This window comes from Pantoea sp. Fr+CA_20 (assembly GCF_024520835.1).
Classification (GTDB): Bacteria; Pseudomonadota; Gammaproteobacteria; order Enterobacterales; family Enterobacteriaceae; genus Pantoea; species Pantoea allii.
In genome coordinates this window covers 49,008-64,367 of record NZ_JALNPN010000013.1, presented here as the reverse complement: position 1 = coordinate 64,367, position 15,360 = coordinate 49,008, and the positions used below count along the sequence as shown (strand labels likewise).

At 55.5% G+C, this 15,360-nt stretch carries 13 protein-coding genes; 6 read left to right on the top strand and 7 right to left on the bottom strand.

Going from position 1 to position 15,360, the window contains the following annotated elements; genetic code table 11:
* Positions 1 to 54: 54 nt before the first annotated feature.
* On the bottom strand, positions 55 to 1,557 hold the full coding sequence (locus NR177_RS15640; protein ID WP_256853209.1) for a PTS transporter subunit EIIC: 1,503 nt from the start codon (positions 1,555 to 1,557) through the stop codon (positions 55 to 57).
* A gap of 211 nt (positions 1,558 to 1,768) precedes the next feature.
* Between NR177_RS15640 and NR177_RS15635 the strand changes: the two genes are divergently transcribed.
* The 4 genes from NR177_RS15635 (at position 1,769) to NR177_RS15620 (ending at position 5,296) form a co-directional block, all read left to right on the top strand.
* Positions 1,769 to 2,116, top strand: coding sequence for a hypothetical protein (locus NR177_RS15635; RefSeq protein WP_256853208.1), 348 nt, complete (start codon positions 1,769 to 1,771; stop codon positions 2,114 to 2,116).
* A 383-nt stretch (positions 2,117 to 2,499) separates the two neighbouring features.
* Positions 2,500 to 3,225, top strand: coding sequence for a tol-pal system-associated acyl-CoA thioesterase (gene exbB, locus NR177_RS15630; protein WP_172823913.1), 726 nt, complete (start codon positions 2,500 to 2,502; stop codon positions 3,223 to 3,225).
* Between the two features lie 5 nt (positions 3,226 to 3,230).
* Positions 3,231 to 3,653 (top strand): TonB system transport protein ExbD, encoded by a 423-nt coding sequence (gene exbD, locus NR177_RS15625; RefSeq protein WP_218995730.1) that lies wholly within the window; start codon positions 3,231 to 3,233, stop codon positions 3,651 to 3,653.
* Between the two features lie 320 nt (positions 3,654 to 3,973).
* A complete protein-coding gene (locus NR177_RS15620) occupies positions 3,974 to 5,296 on the top strand; it encodes an MFS transporter (protein ID WP_063880927.1) in 1,323 nt (440 codons plus the stop codon).
* On the opposite strand, the gene NR177_RS15615 is transcribed toward NR177_RS15620, so the two are convergent.
* Genes NR177_RS15615 through NR177_RS15595 form a run of 5 tightly spaced genes read right to left on the bottom strand, consistent with a single transcriptional unit; the run spans position 5,293 to position 10,553 of the window.
* Entirely contained in the window at positions 5,293 to 6,267 is a 975-nt protein-coding gene (locus NR177_RS15615; protein ID WP_145394988.1) for a spore coat U domain-containing protein, read from the bottom strand. The two genes, NR177_RS15620 and NR177_RS15615, sit on opposite strands and share 4 nt — an antisense overlap.
* The gene (locus NR177_RS15610; protein ID WP_256853207.1) at positions 6,264 to 8,711 is read right to left on the bottom strand and encodes a fimbria/pilus outer membrane usher protein; all 2,448 of its coding nucleotides are present in this window, start codon (positions 8,709 to 8,711) and stop codon (positions 6,264 to 6,266) included. The genes NR177_RS15615 and NR177_RS15610 overlap by 4 nt, the downstream gene beginning before the upstream one ends.
* Positions 8,712 to 8,717: 6 nt before the next feature.
* Positions 8,718 to 9,416, bottom strand: coding sequence for a molecular chaperone (locus NR177_RS15605; protein WP_256853206.1), 699 nt, complete (start codon positions 9,414 to 9,416; stop codon positions 8,718 to 8,720).
* Between the two features lie 24 nt (positions 9,417 to 9,440).
* Positions 9,441 to 9,962 carry a spore coat U domain-containing protein gene (locus tag NR177_RS15600; RefSeq protein WP_109716928.1) on the bottom strand — a complete coding sequence of 174 codons (522 nt, stop codon included), beginning with the start codon at positions 9,960 to 9,962 and terminating at the stop codon, positions 9,441 to 9,443.
* Positions 9,963 to 9,986: 24 nt separating this feature from the next.
* Positions 9,987 to 10,553 (bottom strand): spore coat protein U domain-containing protein, encoded by a 567-nt coding sequence (locus tag NR177_RS15595; protein ID WP_063880923.1) that lies wholly within the window; start codon positions 10,551 to 10,553, stop codon positions 9,987 to 9,989.
* A 706-nt stretch (positions 10,554 to 11,259) separates the two neighbouring features.
* On the opposite strand from NR177_RS15595, the gene NR177_RS15590 reads away from it, so the two are divergent.
* Complete coding sequence (locus NR177_RS15590; RefSeq protein WP_256853205.1) at positions 11,260 to 13,356, top strand: bifunctional diguanylate cyclase/phosphodiesterase; 2,097 nt, start codon at positions 11,260 to 11,262, stop codon at positions 13,354 to 13,356.
* Positions 13,357 to 13,435: 79 nt separating this feature from the next.
* Positions 13,436 to 14,839 carry a PLP-dependent aminotransferase family protein gene (locus NR177_RS15585; protein WP_063881257.1) on the top strand — a complete coding sequence of 468 codons (1,404 nt, stop codon included), beginning with the start codon at positions 13,436 to 13,438 and terminating at the stop codon, positions 14,837 to 14,839.
* On the opposite strand, the gene NR177_RS15580 is transcribed toward NR177_RS15585, so the two are convergent.
* Entirely contained in the window at positions 14,836 to 15,318 is a 483-nt protein-coding gene (locus tag NR177_RS15580; RefSeq protein ID WP_256853204.1) for a YlaC family protein, read from the bottom strand. The two genes, NR177_RS15585 and NR177_RS15580, sit on opposite strands and share 4 nt — an antisense overlap.
* Positions 15,319 to 15,360 lie beyond the last annotated feature (42 nt).

Sequence of the window (15,360 nt, the reverse complement as noted above, 5' to 3'; positions counted from 1 at the left end):
ACATTCACGTCATCCGCCTGATACCGCTTTGCCCGTCGCCTGCAGAAACGCAGGCTAGGATTTGCCCACCATCCCGGACAGCGTCTGGGCAATAAATTGCGCTCTGGCACCAAAAATAATTTGTATTCCGTTATCGCCGACAAAAACCACGCCGCGCGCGCCAAGGTTATTAAGCCCTTCACGGTCGACCTCATTGCTGTTGGCCACTTCAAGCCGAAGGCGCGTAATGCAGGCGCCCACCGCGCTGATATTCTGCTCGCCGCCCAGCAGAACCATAATGTCGCTTGCCAGCTCTGCATCGGTTTTATCATCGGTCGTGGCCGTCACATCGGTTCGTCCCGGCGTTTTTACATTAAACCGGCGTATCACGAAGCGGAAGGTGAAATAATAAATCAATGCCATCGGCACGCCTACGATAACGGCACTGAGATAGTGAGTCTGATAACCGTTAAGAGAGGGCACAATGCCAAAGGTAATGTAGTCAATCATTCCGGCCGAAAAGGACTTCGCGATATGAGCATGCAGCAGGTACATGGTCATATACGCCAGGCCAGCCATGATGGCATTAAAGACATACAGCAGGGGCGCGACAAAGATAAAGGTGAATTCTACCGGCTCGGTGATCCCGGTTAAAAAGCAGGTCAGCGCCGCCGAAAACAGGATACCGAAGGCGATCTTTTTGTTTTTGGTATGGGCTTCGTGATACATCGCCAGACAGGCGGCGGGCAGCGCGAACAGCATCAGCGGGTACTCACCTTGCATAAACTTGCCCGCATTTTGGTAGGTGTTGCTGCTAAAGGATTTCACGCCCTCTTCCAGCATCTTGAACCAGATGGTTTGATCGCCATGGATCACCTGGCCGCTTTTGGTCACGTAATCGCCAAAGGAGTACCAAAATGAAGGATACCAGATATGGTGCAGACCAAGCGGTATCAGGGCGCGTTCGACCAGCCCAAAAATAAAGGTTGAGGCCGCCTGATTATCACCGTTAACGATAACCGACAGCACATCAATCCCTGCCTGAATATGTTGCCAGACATACGGCATCAGCAGGCCAAGCAGGAAGGATAAAAACGCGGTGGCAATGGCGACAAAACGCTTACCGGAAAAGAAACCGAGAAACTCCGGGAGCTGCAGGGTATGGAAGCGGTTATAGCACCAGGCGGCCAGTATGCCGCAGATAAGCCCGCCAAACACACCCATCTGCAACGTCGGAATGCCGACGACCATGGCATATTTTCCGCCCTGAGCCGCCATTTCCGGTGTGATATGCAACATAGTGCCGATGGTAATATTGGTCACAAAGACGGAAACCGCGGCAGAGATCGCGGCGATACCGGATTCGGAGGCCAGCCCTACCGCAGAGCCGATAGCAAACAGCATCGGCAGGTTATCGAAAATCACCCCGCCGGCATTCATCATCAGCGGCAACTCAAATTTATTACCAAATGCCAGTAGCAAGCCAGCTGCAGGCAGCAACGAAATGGGCAGCATGAGCGCCCGGCCAATCATTGATAGTTTTGATAACGACTTAACAAATCCTGAGAGCAGTCTCATGCCAGGTTTCCCCAATGTTGCGCTGTTATTAGCGTTTTTATAGTAGGTAGAACGTTCTACTCATCCTGCTGCAGGGGGATTTTGGCCGCAACATAATTTTTACATTCACCGAAACGAAAAACTTATTTTATGAGATTGATCGCTAATTAGCCGTTTTGGCGCATCTGGATGCGGTAAAAATGCTGGGTTAACTGAGCAACCTCTGCTCAGGGTGTCAGCCAAAAGCCAAAAGCCAAAAGCCAAAAGCCAAAAGCCAAAAGCCAAAAGCCAAAAGCCAAAAGCCCCGTGGTCGCGACAATCACGCCATGTTATCTGTGTACAACGCGGCGCGAAGCATATTGTCTGGGCCTGGTGGCCTGGTAAAATCAACTCGCCGCCGCAGCCCAAAGCCCTGCGTTATTTCCCTGCAGGCCGTTATGTCGCCTGGGTGTGCGCGGATGGCTATAACGAGGGAACCTCCACTTCAGACCATCAATGGCAGAGCTGCTACCACGTATTCCAGCAGAGCGATGCGGCGAGGTCGGGCACCGGCACACTCACGTTGACCGTTGACCGTTGACAGGTGAAACAGGGTTTGATGAAACCGGCGACGACAAGGCGAAGTGGGCAGGTGCTATCGTTCCTGTGCTAAAACACAGTGCCTTGTGGTGAAAGCTGACGTGTGGGGCGAGATGGAAAAGAGCGCCGCGGGCCTGTGAACCGCGCGCCTGAAGCACTGGCGGCTCAGGCGCAATGCAGGCCATCCCAATACGAACGTAATAAAGCCAGCGCGGACCGGGCCTAAGCGTCCTTTTTCCAGTGCTGGCTCCATAGCCTAAACCCACGGCAGATTGTAAATACTAATGAGAACCACTATCAATTCGATTGATTTTTGCTATCATCTGCACTTATTCCGCATCCTGAATATGAAGTTGGAGAAGCCGCGTGGTAGCCAGTGATTTAATGCAAGCAGACCTTTCCGTATGGGGCATGTACCAGCATGCTGATATCGTGGTGAAGGTCGTCATGATTGGTCTGTTATTGGCCTCTGTTGTGACCTGGGCCATTTTCTTCGGTAAGTATGCTGAGCTGAGCGCGGCCAAACGACGCCTGAAACGTGAACAGCTGGCATTGGGTGAAGCCCGCAACCTGAATGATGCCGCGCGCGCCGCCCAGCAGTTTAAAACCACCAGCCACAGTGCGGTGCTCCTTAACGACGCGCAAAACGAGTTGGAACTTTCTGCAGGCGTTGAAGACACGGCCGGAATCAAAGATCGTACCGCTTTCCGGCTCGAACGTCGCGTCGCTGCTTTCTGCCGACACGCTGGCCGCGGCAATGGTTTCCTGGCAACGATTGGTTCCGTCGCGCCGTTTATCGGTTTGTTCGGCACGGTCTGGGGCATCATGAACAGCTTTATTGGTATCGCCAAAACCCAAACGACCAATCTAGCCGTTGTTGCCCCCGGCATCGCTGAAGCCTTACTGGCGACCGCGATCGGTCTGGTGGCCGCGATTCCGGCGGTGGTGATATACAACGTGTTTGCCCGCATGATCGCCAACTACAAAGCCTCGTTAGGGGATGTTGCTGCGCAAATTATGCTGCTGCAAAGCCGCGATATCGACCTGGGAAACCTGGCACAGCCTGAAGCCAACCGTCCTGCCGCCGCGCAAAAACTGCGTGTAGGGTAAGCGTTATGGCAATGCGATTAAACGACCCGTCCGAAACCGAGGGTGAAATGCACGAAATCAACGTCACGCCGTTTATTGACGTGATGCTGGTGCTACTCATCATCTTCATGGTCGCGGCGCCGCTGGCGACCGTTGATGTCCGTGTGAATCTCCCGGCGTCCACCAGTGCGCCTCAGCCGCGCCCGGAAAAACCGGTTTACCTCTCTATCAAAGCCGACAAGCAGCTCTATGTCGGCAACGAGGCGGTAAATAATGCGTCGCTGATTAACGTGCTGACGCAGCAGACGCAAGGCAAGAAAGACACCACGATTTTCTTCCAGGCCGACAAGTCTGTGGATTATGAAACGCTGATGAGCGTTATGGATGAACTGCGCACGGCCGGTTATTTAAAAATCGGTTTAATGGGAATGGAAACGGTCAAGAAGTGATGAATCAGGCGGGGTAAACCCGGTTAAGCCGCAAGCCTTGACCCTTTTTCACTTCTCAGATGCAGTTAATACGCTTACCTGTCCCCACATCTTAAGCCCTCCTCAAAAAGCGCTCACTCTGTAGCGCTTTTTTTGTCTCTGCTTTTTTGCAGAATCTTCGATAGCCTTTTGTCAATCAACGCAGGCAGATATGCTGCTGTAGCTCTTCTGTTAATTTCTTGTTACGGAAACTCACGAGTTTGTAAAGTGCAATGGTGATCAATGTCACATTAATCTGGCTTCTGGCAGGCTAAAACGGATAAAAAACCAAGGAAGCCGTGATGAGCCATAGTGAAACTTTACAAAAGCCGCCCAAGAGCGCGGCCAGAACCATTTTCAACGTTACCAGTGGTAACTTCCTTGAAATGTACGACTTCATGGTATTTGGCTATTACGCGACCGCGATAGCCAAAACCTTCTTCCCCGGTGACGATCCCTTCTCTTCATTAATGCTGACGTTGATGACCTTCGGCGCAGGTTTCCTGATGCGCCCGCTGGGGGCGATTATTCTGGGGGCTTACATTGACCACCATGGTCGTCGCAAAGGGTTGCTGTTAACGCTCGGCCTGATGGCAGTGGGTACGCTCACCATTGCGCTGGTACCGGGTTATGCCACGCTTGGCGCGGCGGCACCGGTCCTGATTCTGCTGGGTCGTCTGCTGCAGGGCTTTTCAGCCGGCGTGGAGTTAGGCGGTGTGTCCGTGTATCTGGCCGAAGTGGCCCCAAAAGGACGCAAAGGGTTCTTTGTGAGCTGGCAATCGGGCAGTCAGCAGATCGCCGTGATTTTTGCTGCGCTGCTGGGTCTGGCGCTGAACCATCTGCTTTCCCATGATGAAGTGACCGAGTGGGGCTGGCGTATTCCCTTTGTGGTGGGCTGCCTGATCGTGCCATTCCTGTTCTATATCCGCCGTATGCTGGAAGAAACCGACGCCTTCAGCCAACGTAAACATCACCCGGCGATGACAGAAATTATGCGTTCGGTTGCCAGCAACTGGGCACTGGTACTGGCGGGCATGTTGATGGTCGTCACCACGACCGTGATGTTCTATATGATTACCGCCTTTACGCCAACCTTTGGCAAAACGGTGTTGATGATGAGCGACAAGCAGGCGTTTATGGTGACGCTGTTCGTGGGCATTTCCAACCTGTTCTGGCTACCGGTGATGGGCGCGCTGTCCGATCGCGTCGGTCGTCGCCCCCTGTTGCTGACGTTTACCGTGCTGATGATTGCCACGGCCTGGCCCGTACTGCACTGGATGGTGGGTTCGCCGAGCTTTGCCCATCTGCTGGAGGCGGAATTATGGCTCTCCTTCCTCTACGCCAGCTACAACGGTGCCATGGTGGTTTATCTGGCAGAAATTATGCCGGCAGAAGTGCGCGCCGCCGGTTTCTCCATGGCCTACAGCCTGGCAACCGCGCTGTTTGGCGGCTTCACGCCAGCGGTGTCGAGTTATCTGATTCACGCCACGGGTGATAAGGCGATGCCGGGCGTATGGCTGACCTTTGCGGCCATTTGTGGGCTGATTGGCACCTTGCTGATTGGTCGAATGGTCAAACAGTACCGCGCGCGCCACGGCGGCACGCCGGTCAGCGCCGCACTTTAAAAGGCAATATCGACCACCACGCTGTCGCTGTAGTTGCCCGCAGGCGGCGTGTTTTGGGTGGTGAGGACGCGCGCAGTGTAGTTAAAGCTGCGCGTCAGTCCATCGGTGCTGACGGTATTCGCCGCCGCACTGCCAACGCGTTCTGTCCCGCTCGGTCCCCAACGATCGCTACTGGTTCCTTTGTAGATTTCGTAACTCAGAAGGTTCGTGCCGCTCGTCATATTGCGTACGCTGCCTGAGGCGTTGTTGCCATTGCTTAAGCCCACCGTGTAGGTACTGCCTTTACTGCATAATACATTGATGGTTTGCGAAACCGCCCCAAAGCTGGCGACCAGCGGTGCACTCCCAAAGCTGATATTCGGTGCGGTAATCGCGGTGCAGTCGTTAGTCAGGACAACCGTCACGGTGATGGGAATGACCCCGTTGCCGGTCTGCGGGGTCAGGCAAGCGCCCAGGGCGGAAAGGCTGGTGCAAACGTTATAGGTGACGGCCATGTTCAGCGTCAGCGTATAGCTGCCCGCCGCCACGGTTTGCCCGGCGACGGTGCGTAAATAGACGGGAATCGCAAAGTTCAGGCTGCCCAGTAACCCCGCCAGATTAATCAACGTCGCCGAGCTGTAGACAAAAGCCGACCCGCCAATCGTGAGTTCATTGGCGCAGGCGCTGTCGGTACACAGCCGTACCGGAATATTGTCGCTGCCGGTATCGCCGCTTCGTTTGAGCGTACCGCGCGTGCCGTTGGTGTTGCTGGCGCTGGTCAACTGAAACGTAATCTGGTTATTACCCAGCAGGGTCAGGGCCGTGCCCGATCCGCAGTTGACGTTAGCGTTGGTGGAGGTGGAACTGACGCTGGTATTTGCAACAAAGGTCGTTTCTGTGCCAAAGCTGGCGCTAGAGGCAGGCAGGGCACAGGCTGCATAACCCAGCGAGGGCAACAACAGCAGGCAAAGGAGTAGCATCAGGTTTTTCATGGCGTCATTCCGGCGGTAGCGTTATCAGGATTGGGCACCGGTGCACCTTTGGGCAGCGGCGGTAGGGGGCAGGTCAGCGGCCCGTAGGTTTTTAATGCCTGCGGTTGACCGCCAGGCAGTGTCAGATCGGTTTCACAGGTTCGGCCATCGGGGGCGATGACCTTGATAGGGTTGTGCTCGCTGAGGTCGTCCAGCCAGGCGATGCCGTCCCAGCCAACGTAGCCGGTTGCCTGTCCCGGACGGATCACCTGGCTGGATACCGGCAGCGGCTGGTTATTGCCATCAAACAGAATCACGCTGGCGGCGCGTAAACGTTCAACCGGAAAATCCAGTAAAAATCCACTCTGACGCTTCACGGCAAAACGCTGCTCCACTTTGGGCGTGGTCATATCGGCAGGCAGATCGAGCGTATCAATGTCGTATTTGGCCGCGTAGTAGCTGCTGATTGACGGCACCAGCAGGTAGCCCTTGCTGTCGGTGCGCCCCATCGACTGATTTTCATAGCGGACATTCACGTCCGGGTAATTAGTTTTGACCACCACAAACGCATCGTTAATGGTGTTGGCGGCAAACACCTGATTATCCATCAACACCAACGAGCCGGATAAATCGGCCCACTGCGTCGTGTTGTCATCATCCCCATAAAAGCCGGCGGAGGTATCGATCTTATTGTTGCGGTAGCGCAGGCTGCCCTGACGATAATCGCCGCTGTTGCCGCCCTGATTCGCCCAGGATGCATCCCAGGCAACTCCCCCATCACTGGGCATGGCGCGGGACAAATAGGCCCGCTGATTATTTTGGCCTTGCTGATCGCGCTCAAGGCTCAGGGAGGCATTACTGTTTTCACCAAACGGGATCACCAGCGAGACGGCACCGCTCCATTCGCCCTGTTGCCTGTCACGGCTGGCGGAAATGTACAGGCTGGCATTGCCCCACAGATTTTTACTCCACGACAGGTTCCACAGGCTGGTACGCTGGTTATCGCCGCTGGAGATATCGATATAGGCTGCACCCAGACTGCCATAACGATTGAGCGATATGCTGGCGCTGTACTGCGCGGTCCGTCGCGCCAGGCTGTAACGGTTGTCAGCATAGGCACTGTTGCTCTGGTTGCTCAGCAGGGCCAGATTACCAAAGCCGGCGTTGCGGACGGTGTGCTGGGTGCCCAGGCTGAAACGGCTGTTGTTGTACTGATAGCCCCAGCTGTACTGCGCGCCCGACTGACCTTCCAGACGACTCTGCGCCGCTGCGCCGTTAATCACGCCCCAACTGCCCACTTTGAACTGCGCGCCCGCGCCGCCCATTCCCAGCTCATTACTGCCTTCCGCGTGGGTTTCCAGCGTGAGCCAGTCCGTCATGCCATAGCGCCACGAGCCGCTCAGGGCTGCCGCACCGTAATCGGCATTTTTGATGCCGTAATTTTGACGTATCGCACCCGCTGAAAAGGCGTAATCGGACAGGCCGGGCTTGAGCAGATTACTGGAAACATAAAACGGCAGCGTGGTGACGACCTGGCGACCGACGGCATCCGTGGTGGTAATGACGGCGTTCCCTGCGCCATTTACAAAGGGCACGTTGGTCAGCGACCAGGGACCGGGCTGGACGTTGGCCTGGGTGGAACGATAGCCGTTAACAAACAGGTCAACCGTCGAGGGCACCGCCGCCTGACCGGAAAAGGCAGGCAGGGGATAGGTAACCAGATCCGGTCGTACGCTGAAATCGCGCGCAACCTGTATGCCGCCAAGCCGGACGCTGCTGGTCCATGCCAGCGCATCGGTAGTGAGGTCGCCAACCCGCCAGCTCAGGATGGCGTTTTCATTCTCATTGCTCCACCGGGTGTCATAGCGGATATAGCCCTCATCCTGGTAGCGATTTTGCCCTTCCAACTGCTGTTGCCAGACGCCATTACTGGAGAAGTGCCCTGCCTCACCAAACAGACGCAGTTCATTCCAGGCCGCCAGCCGTGTGCCCGCCACGTCGGTGCGCGTGACGTAGAGATCGTAATTGATCAGGGCACCGTTACTGACGCGTCCAGGAAAGCGCGGCCCGTTGTTGCTCTCACCTAACGTCTGGGCTGGCAGCCAACCGGGCGGAACGGTCAGCAGCAAGCGTTGGCGGCGATCGTCATAATCCACTTTCACCTCCGCCAGTTGATTGACATCAACCTGCTGCTGCCCCTGATATTTTTCGGCAGGGATTCCGGCACGCTGGAGATCGCCCGCCCGCACCAGAAAATGGCCGTTTTGCTGCTCGACCGGCACGATATCGCCCCGCGCCTGCTGGTTCACTACCAGCTCTAACATGTAACGCTGGCCGGTAGGACGGTTATCCACCGACGGAGGGGGCGGTAGCGACGTAAAGGTTTCAGCCCAGAGATAACCGGGCGTCAGACAACACAGTCCCGCAATAGCCAGCGCGACGGGATGCGGCGAAAACTGCATCATTGCAACTTACTGAGCCGCAGCGCTGCGCCACTGCCCGTTATTGGTCTCTGCGCTCAGTTCACCGCTTACGGAGGACGTTAACGGAAAGCGCTGCGTGCTGTTGGCCAGCACATAGCCATAAAGTCCGTTTCCAAGTCGCTGACCGCCAACGGTGACATTACTGAGTCGTGCATGGCCGTTGCCGCGATTCGTGAGTTCCAGATAGCGTTGGCCGCTCGCGTTGACCTGACGCCAGCTGAGTGCCGACTTCGCGTTATCGCGGCTCAGACCGGAGCCATAAACAAAGAGCGGAACCGAATAACGCATCTGAAAATTCAGCCCGGCCTGGTTGTCGCTGACCGATCGCGGGGTAGGGATCTCATCCAGCACCACGCGGTAGGCCACCTCTTTACCTGCGGCAGGCGGTAGCTGTTTAATCAGGCGGACGAGCTGCTTTTGACCGGGTTCGATGCGCACCAGTGGCGGGCTGGCGACGACCTGCTGCTGAGTTTGATACTGCTCCTGGCTGTTGGTCTGCTGCCAGGCGAAGATGCGCACCTGCATAAGCGTCGTGCTGCTGCCACGGTTTTCCAGCCACAGCTCGCTGGCTTTCTCCTCCGGGTTTATCGCCGGGTCGATGGGCCAAATCATGACAGAGTTAGCGCCCTGCGCCTGTGGCAACAACACGAGTGTAAACAGAAAAAACAGGGCGCGCAGGGATGGCATGGTAAAGCTCCTTTGTACTTTTTATCACCAGGTCAGCGTGACGCTGAGCGTGTCGGAATAAACCCCGGCGCGCGTCGGGCCGGGTAACTGCAGCACGCCGTAAATCGGTAACGTGATGTTATTGGCATTGCTGTAGCTCAGCGGCACTGCCGTATTCACCGGAATCGGGGTAGTGCGTGCTGCATTGCTAAAGAGGTAATAGGGAATCGTGTTGGTATTGTTCGCCAGCTTCAGGTTGCGGGTCGCGGTATAGTTACTGCCACCGTTGATGGTCATGCTCAGGGTGGTGCCGGGTGTACAGGCGAGGTTAATCGTTGAACTTTGCACATAGCTGGCGCTGACACTGCTGTTTGCCAGCCCGGACTGGGTGCCAAAATTAAGCGTGCCAAAGATCCCCGTATTGGTCCCGGAGATCACACAACCTGCAACGATTGACGCTGAAACCTGAAATGTCGTGGAGCTGGTCGTAATGCTCCACCCATTCACACTCACCAGGAACAGTAACCCGCCAGCGGTGATCGAACCAGGTGACCAGGTTGCTGTCATCTGCCGCTACTCAAACACGGGCGCTTAGTAGTTCACGGCAACGTTAATGGTATCGGTGTAAGTGCCAGCCGGAATCACAGGGTTAAAGCCGCCGCCCACCACGCGTCCGTAAATCGCGTAATTGGTGCCAAGCGTGGGATCGGTCGTGCCGCTTGGCGCAATATTGGTGTTATTCGCAATGGCGGTGCTAAAGGAGGCGTCGCTGTAGAGGGTATAAGCGATGCCCTGGGTATTATCCGCGCCCAGCACCAGATAGCGCGGTGCAGATGACACGGTGCCGTAGACGGTTCCCGGTGCCGCATTACTGCTGGTCACCTGGACGTTAAACGTTTGCCCGGTAGTACAACGCACGTAGATACCGTTTCCTGCCGCGCCCACCAGGGTGGCATTCAGGGTATCGAAGGTGGCGGCACTGCTACCAAAGTTCAACGAACCAAAGTTTACGCCCGTGGTGGCTGACTGGCCGTTCACCAGACAACCTGTAGTTAATGTCAGCGTAGCGTTAATTGCACCCGTGGTGGTGGCAGCAAACGTCACGGACGGCAGCGCCGTGGTGAAACTGACAGCTAACAGAAAAAGCTTGAATTTCATAATCATTCCTTACCGATTATTCAGGACTTGTGCTTTTTCACCTGATGGCGTAATACAAAAAAACCAGAGAAAAGAAAACCTAACCGTAGAGTGTCAGCATCCTGCCGTTGTTTTTCCCGACAATCCAGAAAACAGGTAAGTCGATTTATATTAATTTTTTTTACTATACATCAGCCTGGCCGTTGTAGCGAAACCCGACGATAAATTTTTTATTATTTTGTTACATTCGTGCCCCCGGACACCCTTCATGGCCGCTGATTCTCGGTAAATGAAAATAAAAACAGGGGCGTATTTTGCGCACCGTGACCCTTTCGAATTCGGTGGGATGGTCTTGCGCCAGCCAGAAACGGTTTCAGAATAATCGTCTAAGATAAGCAGATGTGGACGGAGGCGAGCAGACGAGTTGGCGGTATGTTTAATTATAATTTATTGGAATAGCAGTCTTTTTTAATTTTTCCTGCGTTTCTGTGCCTGTCGTTTCATGCCGGGAGAGCGGTAATCGCCTGGATAGCGCCCTGCGGACAACAACAAATTTCCTCGGTCGGCAGACCAGGTTGATTGGTCCGGACGCTCGGAAGCATTGGGAACCTCTATTAAAAAAGCCTAATTTAGTCTTTTTTCGCGCCGATAACCGGTAAATAAGACAAAACATCTTTTTCAACGTCAACATCACAGCTGCGCGCTCGGCGCTGTTCGGATAAACACTATGCTAGTGGCCTCATATAACGCATTCATCGTCGTCATTTCGGTATTAGTGGCGATGCTGGCTTCCTTTACCGCGCTGGATATGGCGGGACGTGTAGCCACTTCAACCGGTAAGGTCGCACTCGTGTGGCTGTTTGGCGGTGGCTTTGCCATGGGCATTGGTATTTGGGCCATGCACTTTATTGGCATGCTTTCCATGGACCTGGACATGATGATGAGTTATGACGCATCCCTCACGGCGCTGTCTGCCGGTATTGCGGTGTGTGCATCCATTTTCGCCCTGTGGCTCGTCTGTCAGGGGGACCTGCCTCTGCCGCGCTTAGCCGGCGGTGCTGTTGTCCTCGGCAGCGGCATTGTCGCTATGCATTACACCGGCATGGCCGCCCTGGTGCTCTCGACCCGTATCATCTGGAACTGGGGCTGGGTGCTGATTTCGGTGATCATCGCGCTGGCCGCCTCCGTTGCTGCCCTGTGGCTGGCGTTTAAGCTGCGTGAAGGGCATCAGGGACGCGTCGCCACACTGCGGCTGTGTGCATCGGTGGTGATGGGCGCCGCCATTGCCGGTATGCACTACACCGGCATGATGGCGGCTTCATTCCCTGCAGGCAGCCATACCATGTCTTCGGGCGTTAACAGCAACTGGTTAGCCATTGTGGTCACCGTAGTGACCATCGCCATACTCGGTATCACCCTGCTGGTTTCCATGCTGGATGCGCGCATGCAGGCACGTACGTCTATCCTGGCCAGTTCACTGGCTGAGGCCAATCGTGAACTGGCCCAGCTGGCGCTCCACGATAATCTGACCCGACTGCCAAACCGCATCCTGCTGGAAGACCGTCTTGAACAGGCGATGAATAAAGCCAATCGTGAGAGCAGCCAGTTTGCTCTGATGTTTATGGATCTCGATGGGTTTAAAGCGGTCAACGATGCCTTTGGTCACCACATTGGCGACAGTTTGCTGGTCAGCGTCACGGAAAGAATGAGTGAACAGATGAAAGGCTACTACACGCTGGCGCGTCTGGGTGGCGATGAATTTGTCCTGCTGATTGAAATCACCGAGCCAAATGATGCGGCGGCGGTCGCCGATCAACTGGTAAAAGCGGTGGTTCGCCCGTTCTCGATTTCCCGTTACGAGTTAGTGGTCTCCTTGAGCATCGGCATTGTGGTATATCCCGGTGACGGCGAGGATGAGCGCGAGCTGATGTTCAATGCGGATGCCGCGATGTACCACACCAAAAATAACGGCCGCAACGGCTATACCTTTTTCCAGCCCTCCATGAATCTGCTGGCGCAAAGTCAGTTACAGCTGAATAACGATCTGTGGCATGCGCTGGATAACAACGAGCTGCGGCTGTTTTACCAACCCAAATACTGTGCACCACACGGCCCGATTATGGGCTTTGAAGCCCTGCTGCGCTGGCAGCATCCGAAACACGGCTTGCTGACGCCGGACTGCTTTCTGCCGATGGCGGAAAAAACCGGCATGATAGTGAATATCGGTAACTGGGTAATTAACGAAGCCTGCCGTCAATTGCATCAGTGGCACCTGCAGGGCCATCAGGCATGGTCCGTTGCGGTGAACCTGTCGGCGCTGCAGTTTGAGCAGAGCAATCTGGTCGAAACGGTTAAAGCGGCGCTGGCGCTGCACCATATTCCCGCCACGCAGTTAACGCTGGAGGTCACGGAAACGACGGCAATGCGTAATCCCGATGAAAGCGTCCGTATTCTGACCGAACTGACGACGCTCGGCGTCAAAGCCTCGATTGACGATTTTGGAACCGGCTATTCCAGTTTGTTGTATCTCAAACGCCTGCCAGCCAGTGAGCTGAAGATCGATCGGGCCTTCGTGAACGAGCTTCAGCACCAGTCGGAAGATGCGACCATCGTCTCGGCGATTGTGGCGCTGGCGCAGTCTTTACAGTTAAAAGTCGTGGCTGAGGGCGTCGAAACGCCCGAGCAGCAGGCCTTTCTGACCCAGCTTGGCTGCAACACGCTACAGGGATATCTGTTGGGTCGCCCCCTTCCACCGGAACGTATCGAAGAGCTTAACGAGTTTGTGGGCACTGAAGCAGACAAACCCGCAGCGCTGGAGTATTAAGGCGTTAACCGCCACGGCTTTTTTTGTTACAGGTGATCAACATGATAAAGTGACGCCTCAGCATCAGGAGCGACATGCCGTGGCGAAATATCAGCAGTTAATGGATGACATTCAGCAGCAAATCGAAGCCGGTATCTGGCCACCGGGCACCCGTTTGCCTTCGCTGCGCCAGCAGGTCGCCCGGCAGGGGCTGAGCCTGATGACCGTGCTGCATGCTTATGAATTGCTGGAAAGTCAGGGATGGATTGTGTCGCGCCCGCAGTCCGGTTATTACGTCGCGCCACGGGCGCTGGCAGCCGCACCGCTCAGCGTGGCTATCAGCGAGCGGGTGGATATTAATGACTTTGTGTTCGACGTTTTGCAGGCCACGCGCGATCCGGCCATTGTGCCGTTTGGTTCGGCATTCCCCGACCCGGCTTTGTTTCCCCAGCGTCAGCTGATGCGTTCGCTGGCGAACGTCTCACACCAGCTGACGCCGACCGATGCATTGCATAATCTGCCCCCCGGCAACGCCACGCTGCGCCAGCTGCTGGCGCAGCGTTACGCCCGTCAGGGCATCACGTTATCTCCCGATGAAATTGTGATTACCAGCGGGGCGCTGGAAGCGCTGAATCTCAGTCTGCAATCCCTTACCGAACCCGGCGACTACGTGGTGATTGAACAGCCCAGTTTCTATGGCGCACTGCAGGCGATTGAACGGCTTAAGCTCAAGGCGCTGGCTATTCCCGTCGACACGCAGAACGGCATTGATTTGCAGCAGCTTGAGGACGCGCTTCAGCGCTGGCCTGTTAAAGCCTGTTGGTTAATGACGACCCTGCAAAATCCCTCAGGTGCAACGCTGACCCCCGAGCGTAAACAGCAGCTGGTGGAATTGCTTGCCCGTCATCGGGTGCCGCTGATCGAAGATGATGTGTACGCTGAGCTGTCGGGTGAGGGCGCGCCGCCCCTGCCGGCAAAAGCCTGGGACAGTCATGGCAATGTGCTGCACTGCGGTTCTTTTTCAAAATCGCTGGTGGCGGGATTTCGCGTGGGATGGGTCGCTGCGGGCCAGCATGCTCAACGTATTCAACGCCTGCAGTTGATGAGTACGCTTTCGACCAGTGCACCGATGCAGTTGGCACTGGCGGATTTTCTGGCGACCCGCCGCTACGATAATCATCTGAAACGGCTTCGGCAAAGTCTGGCAAAGCGCCAGCAACTGGCGCGTCAGGCACTGATGAAGGTGCTGCCCGCACCGTCCACGGTGAGCGACGCCGCCGGGGGCTACTTTTTATGGGTGACGCTACCGGACAGTATTAATACCACCCAGCTTTACCAGCGCGCGCTGGCAAAAGGTATCAGTATTGCACCGGGGCAGTTGTTTGCCGCCGGTGAACAGTTCAGCCACTGTTTTCGGCTTAACACCGCCTGGCCCTGGGATTCGCGAGCCGAGGCGGCGGTCGTCACCCTGGGTGAGATCATGGCCGACATGGCGCGCGGTTAAACCTGCGCAGCCTGGCGGTGCCCCCAGGTCAGGTAATAAACATCGTAAAAGTCCACTTCCCCTTTCTGCTTCAGCAAACGGTCAATCCCTGTTTTGACGCGCTCTGGCGTATCCGGCAAAGACATAATGCGCGATACCGCCTGTTCAGGCAGCGGCTGCACGTAATACCATTCGCCGTTGTAGCAAACCCGCAGATCCAGCGCATCGATATCTTCAAAACGGTATTTGGGATTGATATCCAGCAACATCAGAAAGCTCATCACCAGTACAAAGGCGGTCGCGAACCAGAAGGCTGGCCAGCCCAACATCTCAGTGGAAAAAATCAGTGCCACGCACAGGCCGTAGCACAGGTACATCACTGCCCACAGTCCGGGATGTTTTTTCAAAAAAGAGAAGCTGAAGCGCGGCAGGTTATCCCGGCGTTCTTCACGGTTGAGCGTATTAATTTCGTCGATCAAGATCTGTTTAATGGCGTCCATCGTTCCCCTCACTTTCAACTGATAGCTATTAGAACAGATAAC